The 15,339-nt window shown below is 68.1% G+C and carries 17 protein-coding genes; 2 read left to right on the top strand and 15 right to left on the bottom strand.

The genetic code is table 11. From position 1 onward, the window contains the following. Positions 1-31: 31 nt before the first annotated feature. From moaB to UYS_RS0207765, 4 genes are all read right to left on the bottom strand, one after another. A complete protein-coding gene (gene moaB, locus UYS_RS0207780) occupies positions 32-553 on the bottom strand; it encodes a molybdenum cofactor biosynthesis protein B (protein ID WP_016854947.1) in 522 nt (173 codons plus the stop codon). Next, positions 550-882 (bottom strand): DUF1244 domain-containing protein, encoded by a 333-nt coding sequence (locus tag UYS_RS0207775; protein WP_016854946.1) that lies wholly within the window; start codon positions 880-882, stop codon positions 550-552. Before UYS_RS0207775 ends, moaB begins: the two co-directional genes overlap by 4 nt. A 172-nt stretch (positions 883-1,054) precedes the next feature. Next, the gene (locus tag UYS_RS0207770) at positions 1,055-1,687 is read right to left on the bottom strand and encodes a helix-turn-helix domain-containing protein (RefSeq protein ID WP_016854945.1); all 633 of its coding nucleotides are present in this window, start codon (positions 1,685-1,687) and stop codon (positions 1,055-1,057) included. 159 nt (positions 1,688-1,846) lie between these two features. After that, the gene (locus tag UYS_RS0207765; protein WP_016854944.1) at positions 1,847-2,779 is read right to left on the bottom strand and encodes a histone deacetylase family protein; all 933 of its coding nucleotides are present in this window, start codon (positions 2,777-2,779) and stop codon (positions 1,847-1,849) included. A gap of 108 nt (positions 2,780-2,887) precedes the next feature. Here UYS_RS0207765 and UYS_RS0207760 point away from each other — a divergent pair, with 108 nt between their 5' ends. Continuing rightward, positions 2,888-5,638: a bifunctional acetate--CoA ligase family protein/GNAT family N-acetyltransferase gene (locus UYS_RS0207760; RefSeq protein ID WP_016854943.1), complete on the top strand. Its 2,751-nt coding sequence runs from the start codon at positions 2,888-2,890 to the stop codon at positions 5,636-5,638. 93 nt (positions 5,639-5,731) lie between these two features. On the opposite strand, the gene pdxH is transcribed toward UYS_RS0207760, so the two are convergent. The 8 genes from pdxH to UYS_RS0207720 form a co-directional block, all read right to left on the bottom strand. Next, positions 5,732-6,373: a pyridoxamine 5'-phosphate oxidase gene (gene pdxH, locus UYS_RS0207755; protein ID WP_016854942.1), complete on the bottom strand. Its 642-nt coding sequence runs from the start codon at positions 6,371-6,373 to the stop codon at positions 5,732-5,734. Positions 6,374-6,593: 220 nt separating this feature from the next. Then, complete coding sequence (locus tag UYS_RS0207750; protein ID WP_016854941.1) at positions 6,594-6,989, bottom strand: DUF2069 domain-containing protein; 396 nt, start codon at positions 6,987-6,989, stop codon at positions 6,594-6,596. Then, positions 6,986-7,603 (bottom strand): NAD(P)H:quinone oxidoreductase, encoded by a 618-nt coding sequence (gene wrbA, locus UYS_RS0207745; protein WP_016854940.1) that lies wholly within the window; start codon positions 7,601-7,603, stop codon positions 6,986-6,988. Before wrbA ends, UYS_RS0207750 begins: the two co-directional genes overlap by 4 nt. 31 nt (positions 7,604-7,634) lie before the next feature. Further along, positions 7,635-7,976 carry an arsenate reductase (glutaredoxin) gene (gene arsC / locus UYS_RS0207740; RefSeq protein ID WP_016854939.1) on the bottom strand — a complete coding sequence of 114 codons (342 nt, stop codon included), beginning with the start codon at positions 7,974-7,976 and terminating at the stop codon, positions 7,635-7,637. A gap of 98 nt (positions 7,977-8,074) precedes the next feature. Next, complete coding sequence (locus UYS_RS0207735; protein ID WP_016854938.1) at positions 8,075-8,542, bottom strand: MgtC/SapB family protein; 468 nt, start codon at positions 8,540-8,542, stop codon at positions 8,075-8,077. A gap of 122 nt (positions 8,543-8,664) precedes the next feature. Then, a complete protein-coding gene (locus UYS_RS0207730; RefSeq protein WP_016854937.1) occupies positions 8,665-9,093 on the bottom strand; it encodes a gamma-glutamylcyclotransferase family protein in 429 nt (142 codons plus the stop codon). Between the two features lie 80 nt (positions 9,094-9,173). Further along, a complete protein-coding gene (locus UYS_RS0207725; protein ID WP_016854936.1) occupies positions 9,174-10,478 on the bottom strand; it encodes a type II toxin-antitoxin system HipA family toxin in 1,305 nt (434 codons plus the stop codon). Between the two features lie 3 nt (positions 10,479-10,481). Beyond that, positions 10,482-10,742 carry a helix-turn-helix domain-containing protein gene (locus UYS_RS0207720; RefSeq protein ID WP_016854935.1) on the bottom strand — a complete coding sequence of 87 codons (261 nt, stop codon included), beginning with the start codon at positions 10,740-10,742 and terminating at the stop codon, positions 10,482-10,484. Between the two features lie 157 nt (positions 10,743-10,899). Here UYS_RS0207720 and smrA point away from each other — a divergent pair, with 157 nt between their 5' ends. Then, positions 10,900-11,490, top strand: coding sequence for a DNA endonuclease SmrA (gene smrA / locus UYS_RS0207715; protein ID WP_016854934.1), 591 nt, complete (start codon positions 10,900-10,902; stop codon positions 11,488-11,490). Positions 11,491-11,596: 106 nt separating this feature from the next. On the opposite strand, the gene UYS_RS0207710 is transcribed toward smrA, so the two are convergent. The 3 genes from UYS_RS0207710 to UYS_RS0207700 form a co-directional block, all read right to left on the bottom strand. Further along, entirely contained in the window at positions 11,597-12,115 is a 519-nt protein-coding gene (locus tag UYS_RS0207710; protein ID WP_016854933.1) for a DUF934 domain-containing protein, read from the bottom strand. Next, the gene (locus UYS_RS0207705; protein ID WP_016854932.1) at positions 12,108-13,760 is read right to left on the bottom strand and encodes a nitrite/sulfite reductase; all 1,653 of its coding nucleotides are present in this window, start codon (positions 13,758-13,760) and stop codon (positions 12,108-12,110) included. The genes UYS_RS0207710 and UYS_RS0207705 overlap by 8 nt, the downstream gene beginning before the upstream one ends. A 140-nt stretch (positions 13,761-13,900) precedes the next feature. Next, positions 13,901-15,229 (bottom strand): MATE family efflux transporter, encoded by a 1,329-nt coding sequence (locus UYS_RS0207700; RefSeq protein WP_016854931.1) that lies wholly within the window; start codon positions 15,227-15,229, stop codon positions 13,901-13,903. Positions 15,230-15,339 lie beyond the last annotated feature (110 nt).

The raw sequence follows: 15,339 nt of genomic DNA, 5'->3' as shown, positions 1-15,339 counted from the left end.
GCGGAGGAACGGCTGCCGCTTACGTGTGATGTTATCCATGCTGGCCTCGCTCGGGGATGACCAGGTTGGCGAAATTGCAGGGCCTATGGCGGCTGTCGAGCTGCTCGGCGAGGATGCCGTCCCAGCCGGTGCGGCAGGCGCCGGTGGAGCCGGGCAGGCAGAACACCACGGTGGCGTTGGCCAGGCCGCCGAGGCAGCGGCTCTGCACCGTTGAGCTGCCGATCTCCTGCCAGGACAGCTGGCGGAACAGTTCGCCGAAGCCCTCGATGCGCTTGTCGAGCAGCACCGAGACCGCCTCCGGCGTGGAGTCACGGCCGGTGAAGCCGGTGCCGCCGGTGGTCAGCACCACCTGCACCTCGGGGTCGGCGATCCAGTCGGCGACCACGGCGCGGATGCGATAGACGTCGTCGGGCACGATGCGCTTGTCGGCCAGCCGGTGGCCGGCGGCGGTGAGCCGCTCGACCAGCGCCTGGCCGCTGCGGTCGGTGTCCTCGGTGCGGGTGTCCGAGACCGTCAGCACCGCCACCGACAGCGGGACCATCTCCTCGCTCATGACGGATCGTCCTGCTTGGCCGCCTGCTTCGCTTCCTGGCGCGCCTCGAAGGCGGCCAGCTGTTCCGGCGTGGCCTTGGGCTGATAGAGCGACTTCCACTCGCTGTAGGGCATGCCGTAGACGTATTCGCGGGCGGCCTCGTAGTCGAGGGTCTCGCCGCGTTCCTCGGCGGCGGCCACCAGCCACTTGGAGAGGCAGTTGCGGCAGAAGTCGGCGAGGATCATCAGGTCGATGTTCTGCACCTCCTTGTGCTCGTCCAGATGGCTCAGCAGTCGGCGAAAGGCGGCGGCTTCGAGCTCGGTGCGGGTGCTGTCATCCAGGTGTTGCATGATGCTGACTCCACTGTCGTTCTGGACCATGCGGTCTGGCCCATCGGGTAGGCGACCAGCTTATCAAAAGTCATCCGGGCTGGGGCGCGCCGAACGACGGCGCAAGACAGGCACGCCGCGACGGCGGACCGGCGCGGCGAAACGGGACGCATGAGCGAGAGTCGGGGAAGGCTTACTGGGAGTCGCGGGGCGTGCACACGGACAGCACGGTGGCGTCTTCCTCGCTCACCGACACCAGGGCGTGGCCCATGTCGCTGTCGAAGTAGATGCTGTCGCCCTTGACCAGGTGCAGGGGCTCGTAGAACTCGGAGTAGAGCTGGATCTCGCCCTCGAGCACCATCAGGAACTCCTCGCCGTCGTGGCGCACCCACTGGCAGAACTCGTCGAAGCTGCGCGCCCGCACGATGGTCTTGAACGGGATCATGCGCTTCTGGGCCATCTCGCAGCTCAGCAGCTCGTGCTCGTAGGTCGGCGTCGGATGCTGCTGGCCGTCGCCGCGGCGCGTCAGGTCGCGGCGACCCATGGTGCGGGCCTGGGGGCGCGGCTGGGACAGCAGCTGTGGCAGGTCGATGTCCAGGCCGCTGATCAGCTTCTGCACGGCGGTGAAGGTCGGCGAGATCTGGTCGTTCTCGATCTTGGACAGGGTCGAGCGGGCCAGGCCGGTACGCTCGCTGACGTCACCGAGGGTCCACTGGTTGGCCAGGCGGATCTCCTTGAGGCGCTCACCGAGCCTGAGCGGCTCGACGAAGGCCTTGCGCCCGGAGGCGATGCGCAGGGCGGCATCCTGATCGTTGTTGGCGGGCATGCGGGTTCACTATCGGAAACATGATTTCCACCAGCCTACCATATCGCCGTGCGCCTGCGGACTCGGTTGCGACCCGCGGCAGATGGGCTGCGACATGGCGTCGGGATGACCGGCCGTCGCGGGACCCTGTTTCCCGCGGGTCGGAAACGGCGGCCGCGTTCAGTCGAAGGGCAGCCCCATCAGCGCCTTGAGGTGCGCCTCGACGCCGCGGCCCAGGACATCGAGGTCATAGCCGCCCTCCAGCACCGAGACCAGGCGGTGATCGGCATGGCGGTCGGCGATGTCCATCGCCAGGCGGGTGATCCAGTAGTAGTCCTCGTCCTCCAGGCAGAGGTCGGCCAGCGGGTCGTGGCGGTGGGCGTCGAAGCCGGCCGAGAGCAGCACGATCTCCGGGGCGAAGTCCTCCAGCGCGGGCCGCCAGTCCCGCTCGATGGCGCGGCGAAAGGCCGCGCCGTCGGCGCCTGCCGGCAGCGGCGTTTGGACGACGTTACTGGCTTCGGTCTCGAGGTGTCGCCAGGGATAGAAGGGCGACTGGAAGCTGGTGCAGATCAGCACTTCGGGATCGTCGCGGAAGATGTCGATGGTGCCGTTGCACTGGTGAACATCGAAGTCGAGGATCGCCACCCGCCTGGCGCCGTGCCTGGCCCGGGCGTGCGCGGCGCCGACCGCCACGTTGTTGAAGAAGCAGAAGCCCATGGCCTGGTCGCGCTCGGCGTGGTGGCCCGGGGGGCGCACCGCGCAGAAGACGTTGTCGGCCTGATGGCGATAGACCCGGTCGACCCCACGCACCACGGCGCCGGCGGCATGGCGGGCGGCCTGCAGGCTGTGCGGATTCATCAGGGTGTCGTCCTCGAGCAGGATCAGCCCGTGTTCGGGCAGGCAGGCCTCGAGACTCTTCAAGTGGCTTCTCGGGTGCACCCGGGTCAGCTGCTCGTCGGTGGCGGCGGGGGCGTCGCCCTGCATGGTCTGCTGGAGCAGGCCGGCGCGCATCAGTCGCGCGTGAATGGCATCCAGGCGCTTGGGGCTCTCGGGATGTTCGGGCCCCATGTGGTGGCGATGGCACTCGGGGTGGGTCAGATAGGCCGTGATCATGCAGGGGCTCCAGACGAGACGCCCTTACCCTAAGCGTGATGGGCCCTTGCGTGACAGTGGCCATAAGTCGTACACAGTAGGCTGAGCCGAATCACCACGGAGCCCCGGATGAGCACACGCTTCCTGCACCATTTCTTCTCGCCGCGCAGCATCGCCGTGGTCGGGGCCTCGGAAAAGCCACATTCCATGGGCGGCATCGTGATCCGTAACCTGCTCGAGGGCGGCTTCGCGGGCACGCTGTGGGCGATCAACCCCAAGGGCTACGACAGCGTGCACGGGGTGGATGGCCTGTCCCGCGTGCATCAGCTGCCCCGGGTGCCGGACCTGGCCGTGGTGTGCGCGCCGGTGGCGCGCGTGCCGGGTGTGATTGCCGAGCTCGGGCGCTTCGGCGTGCGGGCGGCCCTGGTTCTGTCCGGCGGGGCGAACCTGAACGAGGACCTCGACGGTCACGGCTCGATCCGCGGGCGCATGCTGGCCGCGGCGCGTGAATCCGGCATCCGGGTGCTCGGCCCCGGTTGCATGGGGCTGATCGTGCCGGGGCGTCGGCTCAACGCCTCCTATGCCAGCCAGCCGGTGAAGAAGGGGCGAATGGCCTATCTCGGGCAGTCGGGCATGCTGGGCAATGCCATGATCGACTGGGCCGCCGGGCGCGGCATCGGCTTCTCTCATCTGCTGACCGTGGGCGACAGCGTCGATGTGCTGCTGCCGGACATGATCGACTATCTCAACCAGTTCGCGCCGATCCAGGCGCTGATGCTGCACCTGGAGCATATCCAGGACGCCCAGCACTTCATGACCGCGGTACGCGAGGCCTCCCGTCATCGCCTGGTGCTGGCGATCAAGAGCGGACGCACCGCGGCGTCGGACATCGCCAATCTGCCGCCCACGCCGGGGATCGCTAACCGCGATCAGATCTTCGATGCGGCTTTCGCCCGGGCCGGGGTGGTGCGGGTCGATGACTCCGACGAGCTGTTCGATGCCCTGGAGACGCTGTCGCGCATGCGTCCGCTCAAGCGCGACCGGCTGGCGGTGGTGTCCAACGGACTGGGGCCGGCGATGCTGGCCATCGACAAGTTGATCAGCGCCGGTGGGCGGCTGGCCACCTTCAACGAGCAGACCCGTGAGGCGCTGTGTCGTGATGACATGGACGTCAGCAAGCCGGGCGAGAATCCGGTGGATATCGGCGGCAACGCCACGCCGCAGCGGTTCACCGAGATCATCGAGCTGGTCGCCGCCGATCCCGGGGTGGATGCGGTGCTGGTGGTGCATGCGCCGACCCGCATGGCGCCGTCGCTGGATACCGCCCAGGCGCTGATTGCCGCCCGCCAGCGCTTCCGGCGCAACCTGCTGACCAGCTGGATGGGGCTCGGCGAGGCGCTGGCCGCCCGGCAGGCCTGTCACGAGGCCGGCGTTCCCACCTATCTCTCGCCGGAGAAGGCGGTCAAGGCCTTCATGCACATGGTCAACTATCAGCGGGTGCAGAAGCTGCTGCAGGAGACGCCGCCGAGCCTGCCGTTCTCCACCACCCGGGAGAGCCGCGCCGCCAGCCGGACGCTGATCGAGCGGGTGCGGGATGAAGGACGCGAGTGCCTGTCGCACTCCGAGACCGCGCAGGTGCTGTCGGCCTACGGTATCCCGGTGGCCGAGAGTCGCTATATCGACACGCCGGAGCAGGCCGCCGAGGCGGCACTGGGGCTCGAGGGGCCGCTGGCGCTGAAGGTGGTGCATGACGGCAACTGCCGGCCGTACCGCTATCGTCAGCATCCCCACAAGCTGTCCGCCGGCCTGCTGCAGGATCTGGAGGGCCCCGAGCGGGTCGCCGAGGGCGTGGTCCGGCTGAGTGACAAGGTGGCCGAGAAGTTTCCCGCCTTCACGGTACGAGAGTATTGCCTGCAGCCCATGCAGCGCGGCAAGCACTCCATGCAGCTGTGTGCCGGCATCACCCGGGATCCGGTGTTCGGCCCGCTGATCGTGTTCGGCATCGGCGGCTACAAGGTGAACATTCTCGCCGACCGGCAGGTGGCGTTGCCGCCGCTGAACATGAGCCTGGCCGCGGACCTGGTCGGGCGTACCCATGCCGCGCGGCTGATTCGCGAGCACTCCAGCGATCCCGAGCGCGATCTGCGGCGCATCGGCGAGCTGCTGGTGACGCTCTCGCAGATGGCCAGCGATCTCACCGAGCTGCGCGGGCTGGAGCTCAACCCGCTGGTGCTCAATCGTGACGGCATGCTGGCGGTCGACTTCGCCATGGACCTGGGGACGCCGGCGCGTTTCGCGATCATGCCCTACCCGGAAGAGTTGCGCGAATGGGTGACGCTGAACAACGGCTGGGAGGTCGAGGTGCGGCCGATTCGCGCCGAGGACGCGCCGCTGATCACCGGCTTTCACCGGCGGCTGTCCGAGGAAAGCATTCGCTTTCGCTACTTTCATCACAAGGCCGACCTCACCCAGCGCGACCTGTCGCTGCTCTCGCACATCAACTACGACCGGCAGATGGCCTTCATCGCCGAACATCCGCTGCCCGAGGGCGGCAAGGAGATGCTCGGCGTGGTGCGGGTGTGGAACGATGCCGACAACATCCGCACCGAGTTCTCGATCATCGTGCGCGACGACCTCCAGGGACTGGGGATCGGCAGCCTGCTGATGGAGAAGATGATCCGCTACAGCAAGCGCCTCGGCACCCTGGAGATGGTCGGCAAGATCATGGTCGACAACCGGCCCATGCGCGCGCTGATGGAGCATCTCGGCTTCCGGCTCAGCTACAACCTGGAAGAGGAGGTCATGGACGCGGTGCTCAGGCTCAACGAGCCCGAGAGCGACTGGCAGCGGCTGCGCCTGGAGAGCCCGGTGGCGGGCTGAGAGAGGCTTCGGGTATAAAGTCGAGAGCGTAAAAGGCCCGACCCCGCACGATGGCGGGGTCGGACGGTCATGCTGGTACTGGTCAGGCGGCGATCAGGGCGCCAGGCGGAAGCGATGCCAGTGGTCGTCGCGGCGCTCGAAGCGGATGCGGTCGTGCAGGCGGCTGGGCTGACCCTGCCAGAACTCGATCATCTCGGGCACCAGGCGATAGCCGCCCCAGTGGACCGGGCGCGGGATGTCCTGGCCCTCGTAGGCCTGCTCGAAGCGGTTCTCGCGTTCCTCGAGCCACTGGCGGCCGGGAATCACCACGCTCTGGGTGGCGACCCAGGCGCCCAGCTGGCTGGCGCGGGGGCGGCTGGCGAAGTAGGCATCGGATTCCTGTTCGCTGACCTGCTCGACGCTGCCTTCCACGCGAATCTGGCGTGCCAGCGACGGCCACCAGAAGACCAGCGCGGCCTGGGGCACGTTGGCCAGCTCGCTGCCCTTGTGGCTGTGGTAGTTGCTGAAGAACTTGAGTCCCTGGTCGTCGGCACCCTTGAGCAGCACCACGCGGGCGTGGGGAAAGCCCTGACTGTCCACGGTGGCCAGCGTCATGGCGTTGGCGTCCTCTCCCTCGGCGTCCAGCGCCAGGGCCAGCCACTCGTCGAACAGCGGCATTGGCCGGTCGGGGAGCTGGGTCTCGTCCAGGCGGCCACCCTCGTAGTCGCGCCTGATATCGGCGATGTTGCGTGTCATGGTGTTCTCCTCGAATGTGCTCCCATGTTCGCCGCTTGTCGGGGCAAGCTCAACCTCGCCCCGTCGACCCGGTTCGGGGGGGGCAGGTCGACCATGGCCATCATACGCCATGTGGGCGGGATTCCATTGAGCTAAATCATCGCCGCCACGCGGCTGGCGCCGTGGCAGGGGAGCGTGAGCCGCCTCGCCGTGAGGCGGCTCCGGTCGCCGGGCAGTCGCTTTACTGCCGGGCCTTGAGCTGGCGGCTGCGAAAGCGGGCATAGCCCATGCAGCCGGTGAACAGCGACAGCGAGACCAGCGCCTCGAGCCCGCCGCGCAGCATCTCGCCGGGCAGCGAGGCCACCATCACCCCCTGGGCGAAGTAGAGCAGGCTGACGAAGGCCAGCCAGGCGTGGCCGCGGGCTCGCTGGGCGAGGATCGATGGCAGGAACAGCACCAGCGGCAGCACGAAGGCCACCAGCGGTCCGACGTTGCTGCCGTCGCTCTGGATCGCCACGCCGCGATACAGCATCAACGCCAGCAGCATCACGTAGCTGCCGATCACCAGGCGCCGCGACCGGGCGGTCAGGTGATCGAGCCCCTGGCGAGCCTCCAGGTCTTCCAGCCAGCGCCTCATGAGCGATCCCCCGCGCCGTCGAGCGCCAGGGCCAGCCGCGCCAGGCGTTTGCCCTGGGCGTAGGCCAGCTGGCGCTCGTTCTCGTCGAGGGGACGGTCGCTGCGCTTGCCGGCCAGATGGCTGGCGCCATAAGGCGTGCCGCCGCTCTGGGTCTCGGTGAGCTCGGTCTCGCTGTAGGGCAGGCCGGCGTAGACCATGCCGTGGTGCAGCAGCGGCAGCAGCATCGAGATCAGGGTGGTCTCCTGGCCGCCGTGCAGGCTGGAGGTCGAGGTGAAGGCGGTGGCCGGCTTGTCCACCAGGGCGCCGCCCAGCCATAGCTCGCTGGTGGTGTCGACGAAGTGCTTCAGTGGCGCGGCCATGTTGCCGAAGCGCGTGGGACTGCCCAGCGCCAGGCCGGCGCAGTGGCGCAGGTCGTCGAGCTCGGCGTAGATGGCGCCCTCGGCGGGAATCTCGGGGTCGACCGCCTCGCAGGTGGGCGAGACCGGAGGCACGGTGCGCAGCCGCGCCTCGATGCCGCGGCAGGACTCGACGCCGGCGGCCAGGCGCTCGGCCATGGCGCGGGTGGCGCCGGAGCGGGAATAGTAGAGGATCAGCACATAGGGCAGGGAGGACATGGAGCTTCCTGATTCCGGAGAGGAAAGGGCGTCAGTCGAGCAGGGCGAGGATATCTTCCGGCGGTCGGCCGATGATCGCCCGACTGCCATCGTCGGCGATGGGCCGCTGCAGGATCTTGGGATGGGCGACGATGGCGTCGATCACCTGCTCGGGGTCGTCGCGGTCGGCGTCCAGGGCCTTCCATTCGGCCTCGTTGGTGCGCACCAGGTCGCGCGGATCGGCGCTCAGGCGCCCCATCAGGGCGCGAAGCTCGGCACCGTCGAGCGGCTCATCCAGGTAGCGACGTACCTGGACGGCGGTGCCGCGCTCTTCCAGCAGCGCCAGGGCCTGGCGCGACTTCGAGCAGCGCGGATTATGCAGCAGGGTGATCATGGGCGAGAGTCCTTGGTGTTGTCCGAGAAGTCGTATCGCGGGTCAGAAACGGGGCTCATTGTAGGCTGGGGCCGAATGCCGTCACAACTGGCGGCCCCTCAGTCACCGTCGGGCCGGCGGTGGTGCGGCAGGGCGCGTTCGATGCCGCCCAGCACCACCATGATCACCAGCGCCATCAGCGTGACCATGGCGGCCAGCGGGAAGTTATGGACGCCCGCGGCGATGCCGATGGCGCCGGCCAGCCAGATCGAGGCGCCGGTGGTGATGCCCTGGACGCTGGTGCCACTGCGGATGATGCTGCCGGCACCGAGGAAGCCGATGCCGCCGATCACGCCCTCGACGATGCGGGTCGGATCGATGCGGGCGGAGGGGTCGCCCTCGGCGGTGGCGTACAGGATCTCGAGGCCGACGATCAGGAAGGCCGCGGCGCCCAGCGCCACCAGCATGTGCGAGCGCAGCCCGGCAGGCTTGCCGCGCAGCTCGCGCTCGAGACCCAGCACCAAGGCCAGGCCGGCGGCCACGCCCAGGCGAGCGAACATGTCGAGCAGGGTGATCCCGGCATCCATGGAGGCGTCCTCGGTCGGGGATGATGTCAGTCCCGATAGTGCCTGCGATACGACACGGCCGAAACCCAGGAAAGTTTATACCGTTATCTTCTGTTTCTGCCAAAAGCGATGCACTTGAAGTGTCAACTTTGGTTATCCAGGCGGCGATAGACCCAGGCCGAGCGGCCATCGGCCAGCTCGATGCGTACGCGACGATAGCGCACGCCGAGGCGCTCGTAGCGATCGAGGCGGGCCAGCTCCTCGGCGCTGACGGTCAGTCGAAGCCCTTCCACCTCACAGGGCGAGCAGGGCACCAGGTCGAGCCCGGTACGCCGGTAGCCCTCGAGACTCGCCGGCTCGGGGTCGCCCGCGCGGCCATAGACCACCCAGCGTATCGGGGCATGGGTCAGGGTGCCGTAGACGAACAGCGCGTGCGGGCCCTCGGCGATGGGCGCCAGATGCTCGGGGCGCTCGTAGGTCCAGGGGCTGAGCATCGTCAGCCACAGCCAGGCGGCGACCGCCGGCGGGGCGGCGAGCAGCGGCAGGCCGATCAGCAGGCGCGGGGAGGGCATGGGGGAACTCCGGGGCGACAGAACGGCGCCCATGCTGCCATAGCCGCTCCCGGGGCGACAGCACGACGGGGCATCGCGGCTCAGGCCAGGAAGTCTGCCAGTCTCGATGCCTGCTGGAGGACGCCCTCGAGGATGGGGTCGCTGGTCGCCGCCGGGAAGTCGCCGGGCAGGTCGGCGTCGAGATCACCCACGATCCGCCCGGCGGAGCCGGCGATCTCCTCCATCAGGGCGGTGACGCGTTCGGGGGAATACTCGACCTGTTCGGCGGTGGCGATGAAGTGCCGGGGCGCCATCCGCGACCAGCGGTAGTGGCGATTCTTGCCCTTCAGGGCCATGGCCATCTTGGCGCGCTCGGCGGCCATGCTGCCCTGATGCATGAGCGGATAGGCCGAGATGACGTCGTACATCGGCGTCATGCGATAGGCGCTGCCCGGCTCGAGGAACAGGCTGAAGTTCTTGGCATGCCCGTCGATGGCGGCCAGCAGCCAGAACAGGATCTGGGCCTTGAAGAAGCGCTCCCGATCCACGCCGGCCTGCTGTGAGCCGCGCAGCAGGCGCATGCCCTGGGCGATCCCCGGGCCGCCGTCGCTCTCGTACTTGAGCGCCGGGGCAATCCCCAGCGCCTGGCAGAAGTCTTCCTGGGGCAGGCGCATGAGCCAGGACCCGTCCCGCGACCAGCGGCGGTCGAAGCGCTCGACCACCAGCACCTCCTGGTCACCAAAGCGGGCGAGTTCTGTCTGCGCCGCCGGCAGGCCGAAGGCCTCCAGCAGGCGCAGGCACAGCCACTCGTTGGCGTTGCTCTGGCGTAGGTCGATGTTGCTGTGTTCGAGAAAGCCGATCGGCAGCTTGAAGATGTGACTGGTGGGCGTGCTGCCGGTGGGACGCTGCCAGCGGCCCTGATGCCAGAGCAGCGCCGTCTTTTCCTGGGCGCCGGCCAGCGAGATGCGGAAATCCTGGCCCTCGGCCATGCCCAGCGGGGCGTCCTGGTAGCCGGACAACAGCGCCTCGATGGCGCGATCGTCGAGCGGCTCGGCGCTGACGCCGTGGACGTCACCACACGGGGCATCCTCGGGGGTGAGCTGGATGGCGCCGACGCAGTCTCGGCCGATGCTCGCCAGCAGGTCGAAGGGGTGGCGCGTCGGCACCCGGAAACGGGCCTGCATGCGGGCGCGGATCGCCTCCGAATCCGGCAGCAGGTTGTCGAAGAAGTTGTAGACCCGCTCGCCGCGGTACGCCGCCATGGAGAGCGGCAGCGAGAGCGAGACGGCCCGGGCGCCGGGGCGGTCGACCCATTCACGGCGGTACTGGAAGGCCATGGCGCCGGAGCGCGCCAGGCTCAGGGTGCCGATCTCGATGCCGTTCATCGCGACGGTGAGATTCGCCATGGCCTACCACTCCTGGTCCCAGCCCGCCTCGGGGCTGGCCGATGCGTCGGTGCTGTCGCGTTCGGTGACGTGAAGCTCCAGCTCGAGAGCCGACAGCAGCTTGAACAGCGTCTCGAGCCGACTGCGCTCCGGGTGGTGCTCGAAGCCGGAGACGGTCGACTGCTTGATGCCGATCTGCTCGGCGGTGGCCTGCTGTGTCAGCTGGCGACGCGTGCGCGCGTTCTTCAGCGAGTGCGCGAGCATCTCGGGTGAGGTGATCTTCATGGTATCCCCTGTAGAGGATAAAAATGCGTTTATCCGCCATAGAGGATATTAGCACAATATCCCCTATAGCGGATATTGTGGCGTCATCTCGACATGCGATGGCCCTCGGCACTTTGCTAGGATGAGCGTTCTACTCACGCTGGCCAGGAGGTGTGCCATGACGGACCTTCACGACGATGCCGATTTCCAGGCCCTGATGGGCGATGTGAAACCCCTGTCGCGCGGCCAGGGCCGGGCGCATACCGGCCAGACTCGCCGCATGCCCACCGAGGCGCAGCTCGCCAAGCGTGAAAGCGCGGCCGGTGACGCCGCGGGCCGCGATATTCTCTCCGACGACTTCGTCGATCTGGTGCCGCCCTTCGATCCGCTGGACTTTCGCCGCGACGGCATCCAGCGCGGCGTGGCGGAGCGTCTGCGCCAGGGCGGCTACCCGATGCAGGCCAGCCTGCACCTGCTGCGGCGCCCGGTGGAGGAGGCCCGCCAGGCGCTGCCGGCCTTCCTGCGCGAGGCCGTGGAGCACGACCTGCGCTCGGTGATGATCGTCCACGGTCGCGGCCGCGAGATCGACAGCCCCGCCAACGTGCTGCGTTCCTACCTGGCCAAGTGGCTGCCGGCCTTCGACGAGGTCCAGGCCTTCGCCTCGGCCAGCCAGGCCGACGGCGGCCTCGGCACCACCTGGGTGATGCTGCGCAAGAGCGAGCGGGCGAGGGCGGCCAATCGGGAGCGCCAACAGAAGCGCCGCGGCTGATAGCAACCTTGATGATCATCATGCGATGGGTACTCAGCCATCGCTCGATAAAAAACGACGAAGCCGGCCCAAGGGCCGGCTTCGTGCGTTCTGGCGAGGCGATCCGTCAGGCGACTTCGCCCTTGTGGGCCTCGCGCAGGCGACGGCGGAACAGCGGTTCCGGATCGTCGGTGCCGGGCTGGTAGCTGCGGCTGAACGTGCTCAGGGCGTTCAAGGCATCCTCGACGATCTGATCCTCGCGCAGCGAGAAGGCGTCGAAGCCGCAGCGCGACATGTAGAACAGCTGGTCGATCAGCACGTCGCCGATGGCGCGGATCTGGCCCTGGTAGCCGTGCCGCTCGCGCAGCAGGCGGGCGATGCTGTAGCCGCGGCCGTCGGTGAACTTCGGGAAGTCGATGGCCACCAGCGGGGCGGCCTCGAGTTCACGCGCCAGCTCGTCGGTCATCTCGATGTCGCTGGCCAGCCAGGGGGCGACGTCGTCGCCCTTGTCGGAGGCCTGCCAGTCGGCCAGCGGCAGCAGGGCCGGCTGGCCGTCGGGGCGCTGGGTGGCGTCCTCGCAGAGGATCCACTCATCGGCCACGACGCGCCGGTCGGCGATCAGGGGGCGAGAGGTCTGCTCAGGCATAGACACGCTCCTTGAAGGGTTTGAGGCCGATGCGGCGATAGGTGTCGAGGAAGGTCTCGTCGGGGTGGCGCTCGCCGACATAGACCTGCAGCAGGGTGTCGATCACGCCCGGCACGTCCTCGCGGTAGAAGGAGGGGCCGAGGATCTTGCCGAGCGAAGACTCATTGCCCTGGCTGCCGCCCAGCGAGATCTGATAGTACTCCTCGCCCTTCTTGTCGACGCCGAGGATGCCGATGTTGCCGACGTGGTGGTGGCCGCAGGCGTTCATGCAGCCGGAGATGTTGAGCTCCAGCGGACCCAGGTCATAGAGGAAGTCGAGGTCCTCGAAGCGTTCCTGGATGGCATGGGCGACCGGGATCGACTTGGCGTTGGCCAGGCCGCAGTAGTCGCCGCCGGGGCAGCAGATCAGGTCGGCCAGGGTGCCCACGGTGGGGTTGGCCAGGCCGAGCTCGTCGAGGCGCTGCCACAGGGCTTCGATCCGGTCCACGGCCACGTCGGTGAGCACCAGGTTCTGCTCGTGGGTCACGCGCAGCTCGCCGTAGCTGAACTCGTCGGCGATGTCGGCGATGGCGGCCATCTGATCGGAGGTGACGTCGCCCGGCGAGTGCTCGCGGCGCTTCAGCGACAGGGTCACGGCCTTGTAGCCCGGCACCTTGTGATCGGTGACGTTGTTGGTCACGAAGCGGGCGAAGGCGCGGTTGTCGGCGCGCAGCGCCTCGTAGGCCTCGATCGCCTCCTGGCTGATCTCGCGACGCTCGGGGTCGACGAAGTGCTCGGCCACGGACGCCACGGCCTCGTCGGTGAGGGTCTGGGGGCCGTCCTTGAGGTGCGCCCACTCTTCCTCGACGCGGCGACGGAACTCGTCGACGCCCAGGGCCTTGACCAGGATCTTGATGCGCGCCTTGAACTTGTTGTCGCGGCGGCCGAACTGGTTGTAGACCCGCAGGATCGCCTCGAGGTAGGTCAGCAGGTGCTGCCAGGGCAGGTCCTCGCAGACCGTGTTGCCGATCATCGGGGTACGGCCCAGGCCGCCGCCGGCCAGCACCTTGACCCGCACCTCACCGTCGTCGTTGCGCCAGAAGCGCAGGCCCACGTCGTGGACCTGGATCGCCGCGCGATCCTCCTCGGCGCCGGTCACCGCGATCTTGAACTTGCGCGGCAGGTAGGCGAACTCGGGGTGGAAGGTGGACCACTGGCGGATCAGCTCGCACCACGGACGCGGATCGACGTCCTCGTCGGCGGCGATGCCGGAGAACTGGTCGGTGGAGGTGTTGCGGATATCGTTGCCGCTGGTCTGGATGGCGTGCATTTCCACGCTGGCCAGGTCGGCGAGGATGTCCGGCACGTCTTCCATCTTGGGCCAGTTCAGCTGCAGATTGGTGCGCGTGGTGAAGTGGCCGTAACCGCGGTCGTAGCGCGCGGCGATCTCGCCCAGCTTGCGCAGCTGGTAGGACGCGAGCATGCCGTAGGGAATGGCGATGCGCAGCATCGGCGCATAGCGCTGCACATAGAGGCCGTTCTGCACGCGCAGCGGCAGGAATTCCTCGTCGCTGATCTTGCCCTCGAGGTAGCGACGCATCTGGTCGCGGAACTGGGCGACGCGTTCGTCGACCAGGGTCTGATCATGGGTGTCGTAGCGATACATTCAGCGCTTACCTGAAACGGGGAAGTGGCGAAGCTTGGCGACTACCTTAACGGGTCGCAATTATTCTATAAAAGAATAAATCTTCATAGTTTATATTCGAAACGGAATGAGCACAGGGCCTGTTCGTCGACCCTTTTCGCTCATACCGCCAACCGCTGCCAGCCTCGGCGCTGCCAGATCAGCATGAAACCGAGGGAGTTGAGGCAGCGATAGCCGAGCTGGACCCACCAGATACCGAGCAGCCCGGCCTCCTGATGCACACCGACCCACCAGGCCAGCGGCAGGAATACCATCCATTGTAGCGTCAGGGTGAGGGTCATCACCGTGCGCTGGGCACCGGCGCCGAGCAGCGCCTGGGCGAACACCAGGGCCGCGGCGTCGAGCACGATCATCGCCGCCGTGAGCTGCAGCGGCAAGCGTCCGAGCGCGATCAGCGCCGCGTCGTGCAGGAACAGCCTCAGCACGACGTCGGGCAGCAGCACCATCGGCAGGGCGATCAGCGCCAGGCAAGGAAAGGCCAGGCGCACCACGTCCCAGCCCCAGCGATGGGCGTCGCGATGATCGTGACGCCCCAGCGACTCGCCGACCAGGCTCATCGCCGCCATGCCCAGCCCCACGCCGGGCAGGATCAGCAGCAGCGACAGGTTCACCAGCACGTGGCCGACCGCCACGCTGGCGGTGTCGATCCGCCCGAGTATCCAGAACAGCACCGCGTAGCCGGCGGCGAACCAGATCTGCTGGAAGGAATGCGGCACGGTCAGGCGCAGCGTGGTGGCGAAGGTGCCGGCGCAGGGGCGCTGCGTCAGGAAGCCGTTCGCCCGGGCGTGACGCAGGCTATGCCAGGCCCACAGGCCGAGCCCGGCGAACAGCGACAGGGTGGTGCCGGCACCGGCGCCGGCGCTGCCCATGGCGGGCAGGCCGGCCAGGCCGAAGATCAGCCCCACGCTCGCCACCACGTTGATCAGGTGCATGGCCAGGATGATGCGCAGATAGAGGCCGGTCTGCTGGATGCCGTTCCAGTAGCCGCGGAAGCAGAAGATCATCGCCACCGGCACCAGCGAGGCGACGCGCCACTGGAAGTAGCCGGCCGCCTCGGCGTTCACCGCCGGGTCCTGGTTGATCAGCGCCAGCAGCGCCGGCGCCTGCCACAGGCACAGCAGGGTCAGCGGGCCGGCCACGGCCAGGGCGATGACGAGCCCCGCATTGAGCGCCACGGCGCAGCGTCCCCAGTCCTGCTCGCCGTGCCGTCGCGCCGCCTGGGCCTGCACCGCGGACGACAGCCCGAAGACCACGGCGGTGATCAGGAAGATGGCATAGCCGCCGATGCCCACCGCGGCCAGCGGCACCTCGCCGAGCGAGCCCACCAGGGCGGCATCGACGAGGTTGAGCAGGCTCTGGGTGAGCATGCCACCGATGATCGGCAGGGCGAGGCGCAAGATGGTCTGGCGTCTGGAGGTCTCAGGCAGCATGCCGGCCTCCAGGGATCGGCTGGACGAGGCGGTGGATGGTCTGACGACGAGAGGATTCAGGCAGCATGCCGACTTCCAGCAATGACGAAACCGGACCCGCTGAGCGGGCC

The sequence above is a fragment of the Halomonas smyrnensis AAD6 genome (genome assembly GCF_000265245.1).
In the GTDB taxonomy this organism is placed as follows: Bacteria; Pseudomonadota; Gammaproteobacteria; order Pseudomonadales; family Halomonadaceae; genus Halomonas; species Halomonas smyrnensis.
The sequence above is the reverse complement of the archived record's forward strand: the minus strand, read 5'-3'. Positions and strand labels throughout refer to the sequence as shown.

What these genes read in the sequence shown, in the direction of transcription:
- moaB (WP_016854947.1), bottom strand. Translation starts at nt 553, where the DNA reads ATGAGCGAGGAGATGGTCCCGCTGTCGGTGGCGGTGCTGACGGTCTCG.
- UYS_RS0207760 (WP_016854943.1), top strand. Translation starts at nt 2,888, where the DNA reads ATGAGCACACGCTTCCTGCACCATTTCTTCTCGCCGCGCAGCATCGCC.
- UYS_RS0207765 (WP_016854944.1), bottom strand. Translation starts at nt 2,779, where the DNA reads ATGATCACGGCCTATCTGACCCACCCCGAGTGCCATCGCCACCACATG.
- pdxH (WP_016854942.1), bottom strand. Translation starts at nt 6,373, where the DNA reads ATGACACGCAACATCGCCGATATCAGGCGCGACTACGAGGGTGGCCGC.
- UYS_RS0207730 (WP_016854937.1), bottom strand. Translation starts at nt 9,093, where the DNA reads ATGCCCTCCCCGCGCCTGCTGATCGGCCTGCCGCTGCTCGCCGCCCCG.
- UYS_RS0207725 (WP_016854936.1), bottom strand. Translation starts at nt 10,478, where the DNA reads ATGGCGAATCTCACCGTCGCGATGAACGGCATCGAGATCGGCACCCTG.
- UYS_RS0207720 (WP_016854935.1), bottom strand. Translation starts at nt 10,742, where the DNA reads ATGAAGATCACCTCACCCGAGATGCTCGCGCACTCGCTGAAGAACGCG.
- arsC (WP_016854939.1), bottom strand. Translation starts at nt 7,976, where the DNA reads ATGATCACCCTGCTGCATAATCCGCGCTGCTCGAAGTCGCGCCAGGCC.
- UYS_RS0207710 (WP_016854933.1), bottom strand. Translation starts at nt 12,115, where the DNA reads ATGCCTGAGCAGACCTCTCGCCCCCTGATCGCCGACCGGCGCGTCGTG.
- wrbA (WP_016854940.1), bottom strand. Translation starts at nt 7,603, where the DNA reads ATGTCCTCCCTGCCCTATGTGCTGATCCTCTACTATTCCCGCTCCGGC.
- smrA (WP_016854934.1), top strand. Translation starts at nt 10,900, where the DNA reads ATGACGGACCTTCACGACGATGCCGATTTCCAGGCCCTGATGGGCGAT.
- UYS_RS0207735 (WP_016854938.1), bottom strand. Translation starts at nt 8,542, where the DNA reads ATGGATGCCGGGATCACCCTGCTCGACATGTTCGCTCGCCTGGGCGTG.
- UYS_RS0207770 (WP_016854945.1), bottom strand. Translation starts at nt 1,687, where the DNA reads ATGCCCGCCAACAACGATCAGGATGCCGCCCTGCGCATCGCCTCCGGG.
- UYS_RS0207775 (WP_016854946.1), bottom strand. Translation starts at nt 882, where the DNA reads ATGCAACACCTGGATGACAGCACCCGCACCGAGCTCGAAGCCGCCGCC.
- UYS_RS0207700 (WP_016854931.1), bottom strand. Translation starts at nt 15,229, where the DNA reads ATGCTGCCTGAGACCTCCAGACGCCAGACCATCTTGCGCCTCGCCCTG.
- UYS_RS0207750 (WP_016854941.1), bottom strand. Translation starts at nt 6,989, where the DNA reads ATGAGGCGCTGGCTGGAAGACCTGGAGGCTCGCCAGGGGCTCGATCAC.
- UYS_RS0207705 (WP_016854932.1), bottom strand. Translation starts at nt 13,760, where the DNA reads ATGTATCGCTACGACACCCATGATCAGACCCTGGTCGACGAACGCGTC.